Here is a 4,155-nt window from a genome sequence, read left to right as displayed (position 1 = left end):
CTCACCGTCGTGGGCCTGGCCGCCGCCGGACCGCTCGCCGTACCCGCCTCGGCCGCACCGGCCGGAACCGCCGGGGCCACGGCCACGGCGGGCGACGTCACCGGCTTCACCCGGTCCGGGAACACCTTCACCGTCACGGCCTCCGGCGGAGCCAGGGCCCGCGTGGTCGTCGCCCGCGCCGACATCTTCCGTCTCTGGCTCTCGCCCGACGGTTCCTTCACCGACGACCCGGCCGGCTCCGACCTCGCCCCCACCACCGACTTCGGTTCCGTGCCCGTGAGCTACACGGACGCCGGCGCCCACTACCGGATCACCACCGGATCCCTCTCCATCCGGGTCAACAAGAGGCCCCTCCAGTTCTCCGTCTACCGCGCCGACAACACCACCCCCGTCTGGCAGGAGACCCGGCCGACCAGCTGGACCGGCAACCGCACCACCCAGTACCTGGCCCGGGGCGCGGACGAGCAGTTCTACGGAACCGGCCTGCGCCTGGGCGAATGGGCGCTGCGCGGCAAGACCGTCCCGATCGCCGTCGACAACAAGTGGCGCGAGAACGACAACGCCAGCCCCGCCCCCTTCTACATGTCCACCAACGGCTACGGCGCCATGCGCAACACCTGGGCCCCGGGTTCCTACGGCTTCGACGCGCCCACCATCCTCACCCACGACGAGAAGCGCTTCGACGCCTGGTACTTCACCGGCGACTCACTGAAGTCCGTCCTCGACGCCTACACCGACGTCAGCGGAAAGCCCTTCATGGCGCCGATGTGGGGCTTCGAGCTCGGCAACGCCGACTGTTTCAACGCGTCCAACCCCGACTACCAGGGCGACCACAACCGCCCCCGCCACCAGACCACCCCCGACGTCGTCGGCTACGCGGCCGACGCCCGGGCCGCCGACATGCCCTCGGGCTGGTTCCTGCCCAACGACGGCTACGGCTGCGGCTACACCGCGCCCCTCAAGTCGACCGTGGACGCACTGAGGGCCAAGGGCTTCCAGACGGGCCTGTGGACCTCCACCGGCCTCGGCTCCATCGCCGACGAGGTCGCCACCGCCGGCAGCCGGGGCGTGAAGACCGATGTGGCGTGGATCGGCAGCGGCTACAAATACGCCTTCGACGGCGTGCAGCAGGCCGTGGACGGGATCGAGAAGAACTCCGACGCCCGCCGCTTCGTCTGGACCGTCGACGGCTGGGCGGGCACCCAGCGCAACGCCGTCGTCTGGACCGGCGACACCCACGGCACCTGGGACGACATGCGCTGGCACGTCCCGGCCATCACCGGCGCAGGTCTTTCCGGCCTCAACTACGCGGCCGGTGACATCGACGGCATCTTCGGCGGCAGCCCCCGGACGTACACCCGGGACCTGCAGTGGAAGGCCTTCACCCCGGCCTTCATGACCATGTCCGGCTGGGGCGCGACCAACCCGTCCACCGGCTACCAGGACAAGCAGCCCTGGCGCTTCGCCGAGCCGTACCTCTCCATCAACCGCAAGTACCTCCAGCTCAAGATGCGGCTGATGCCGTACCTGTACACGATGAGCCGCGTCGCCCACGAGAGCGGCGTACCCAGCACCCGCGCGATGGTCCTGGAGTACCCGGACGACCCGGTGGCCCGCGGCAACCTCACCAGCGGGCAGTTCATGGCCGGTGACTCGCTGCTCGTCGCGCCCGTCGTCTCCGACACCTCGGTCCGCGACGGCATCCACCTCCCCGCCGGGACCTGGACCGACTACTGGACGGGCCGGACGTACGCGGGCCCCGGCCGGCTCGACGGCTACCAGGCGCCGCTCGACACCCTGCCGCTCTTCGTCAAGGGCGGTGCCATCGTGCCGATGTGGCCGCAGATGAACCACACGGGAGAGAAGCCCGTCTCCACCCTCACCTACGACATCCACCCGCGCGGCAACTCCTCCTTCAGCCTCTACGAGGACGACGGCCGCACCCGCGCCCACCAGTCCGGCGCCTACGCCCGGCAGCGGGTCGACGTCACCGCCCCGACCACCGGCACCGGCACGGTCACCGTCTCCGTCGGCGCCCCCACCGGCACCTACACCGGCAAACCGGCCTCGCGCGGCTACGAGTTCACCCTGCACGTGGCCACCGCGCCCGCCACCGTCACGGTGGACGGGGCCCCCGCGGCGCGCCTCGCCTCCAGGGCCGCCTACGACTCCGCCGCGTCCGGCTGGTTCTTCGACCCGGCGGACCGTTCCGGAGTGCTCTGGATCAAGACCGCCCCGAAGTCGGGTGCGTTCACCGTCTCGGCCACCGGCACGAGCATCCCCGTGGCCGGACCCCTGCCGTCCGCCTCCGCCCCGATCGACCGGTCGGCCTGGTCCCTGGTCTCCGCCGACAGCCAGGAGACCGGTGCCGAGAACGGCGCCGCCCGCAACGCCTTCGACGGGAACCCGGCCACGATCTGGCACACCGCCTGGTCCGGCGGCACGGCCGCCCCGTTCCCGCACGAGATCCGGATCGACCTCGGCGCCCGCTACGCGGTGGACGGCCTCGGCCAACAGCCCCGCCAGGACGGCGGCGTCAACGGCCGGATCGGCGACTACGAGGTCCACCTCTCCGACACCACCACCGACTGGGGCCCGCCGGTGGCCACCGGGACCTTCGCCGACACCGCCGCCGTCCAGAGCGCCGCCCTCTCCGTGAAGAGCGGCCGCTACCTGCGCCTGAGAGCGCTGACCGAGGCGGGCGGCCGCGGCCCCTGGACCAGCGCCGCCGAGATCACCCTCACCGGCCGCCCGGATCCGCTCCCGGCGGCCGCCGGCCCCTGATTCCTGCCCCCGGCCGCCTCAGCCGCCGAGCACGGCCCGGCACTCCCGCCGGGCCGGTTCGCTCAGCAGTCCCCGCCACCGGGTGAACAGGGCGAGGAGTTCGGCCCCCCACGCCGCGCGGAAGGCGGGATCGATCCGCGCGAGGTCCAGCTCGTTGGCCGCCGACAGCTCGGCGAGGTCCCGCCGAAGCTCCGGGGCGGGGGACTGGACGCGGCCCGTGAACCGGTCCCGGAAGGCCGCCTCCTCGCAGGCGAGCGTCGGATACGAAGCCGCCCGGTCGCAGGCGGCGTACAGGTACACGATCTCCTCGGCCTCGTCGCCGATCACCGAGGCCAGGTCGGCCCGCCGGGCGAGCGGCAGCAGGCCGGCGGGGAATCCGTCCGTACCGTAGAACGCGTGGCACAGGCCCGCCCGTCGGAGCACGGGCCGCGCTCCCCAGGACGCGAGGAGGTCCCGTACGCGCTCGAGATGCGCGAGTAGGGTCCCACCGGGGTGGGCGAGTTCCTGCGCACCGAGCTCCCGCAGCCATGCGACGGCATGATCCGACACCGGTGTGTCCCTCCGGTCGGTGATGGCGGGCCGGGTGGGTCGGCACCCGTCCCTGCCCGCGCCTGGGTTCCGGACCCCGTGGCGAAGGCGGGGACGGGTTGCCGCCCGGGCCCTGCATCGATCTTGGTCCCACCCAAATCCCAAGTCAATCCTCTGAATTGCTCTCTGCCCCCAAGCGATACCTTGGACCTCGTGACCCTCGACGATCTGCGTGTGTTCGTGGCCGTCTGCCGCGCCGGCAGCCTCAGCGCCGTCGCCCGCGACCTCGGCTGCACCCAGTCGGCCGTCAGCCAGCACGTCCGCCGCCTGGAGAAGGAGACCGGCACGAGCCTCCTGGAGCGCCATGCCCGTGGCGTCGTACCCACCGAGGCCGGCCGCATCCTCCGGGCGGCCGCCGCCGACGGCATCGCCGGACTCGACGGCGCCCTGCGCCGCGTGGACGACCTCGTCCGGGGCGGCGGCGGCACGGTCCGCGTCACCACCGGTGCGACGACGGTGCGTCACTTCATGTCCGAGGCCGTCGTCACCTTCCGCCGCCGTCACCCGGAGGTGAGCCTGGAGTTCCAGACCGAGAACTCCATCCGCAGCTGCCTCGACGCCCTCGCCGCCGACGACCTCGACCTCGCCTGGATCACCATCGGCGGCCCGGTCCGCGGTATCGAGCTGCGCCCCGTCATGGAGCTCCCCTGGGTGCTCGCCGTCGGCGCCGACGACCCCCTCGCCGCCCGCCCCCGCATCGACCCCGCCGCCCTCGGCTTCAAAACACACAACCCCCCACCCAACAAATCATCCACCCGCGCCCACCTCGACGGCGCAAACGCC

3 protein-coding genes are annotated in these 4,155 nt (G+C 72.6%); 2 read left to right on the top strand and 1 reads right to left on the bottom strand.

Going from position 1 to position 4,155, the window contains the following annotated elements:
* Positions 1-2,784: TIM-barrel domain-containing protein (locus ACWGE1_RS40360; protein WP_453425453.1), on the top strand; the 2,784-nt coding region annotated here is incomplete at its 5' end.
* 18 nt (positions 2,785-2,802) lie between these two features.
* Here the strand turns inward: ACWGE1_RS40360 and ACWGE1_RS40355 are convergent.
* Complete coding sequence (locus ACWGE1_RS40355) at positions 2,803-3,333, bottom strand: DUF6817 domain-containing protein (RefSeq protein ID WP_453425452.1); 531 nt, start codon at positions 3,331-3,333, stop codon at positions 2,803-2,805.
* A gap of 192 nt (positions 3,334-3,525) precedes the next feature.
* On the opposite strand from ACWGE1_RS40355, the gene ACWGE1_RS40350 reads away from it, so the two are divergent.
* A partial coding sequence (locus ACWGE1_RS40350; protein ID WP_453425451.1) for a LysR family transcriptional regulator occupies positions 3,526-4,155 on the top strand: 630 nt, incomplete at its 3' end.

The sequence above is a fragment of the Streptomyces sp. NPDC054932 genome (genome assembly GCF_053610205.1).
Note: the sequence above shows the minus strand (reverse complement) of the source record. Positions and strands in the feature narration are given on the sequence as shown.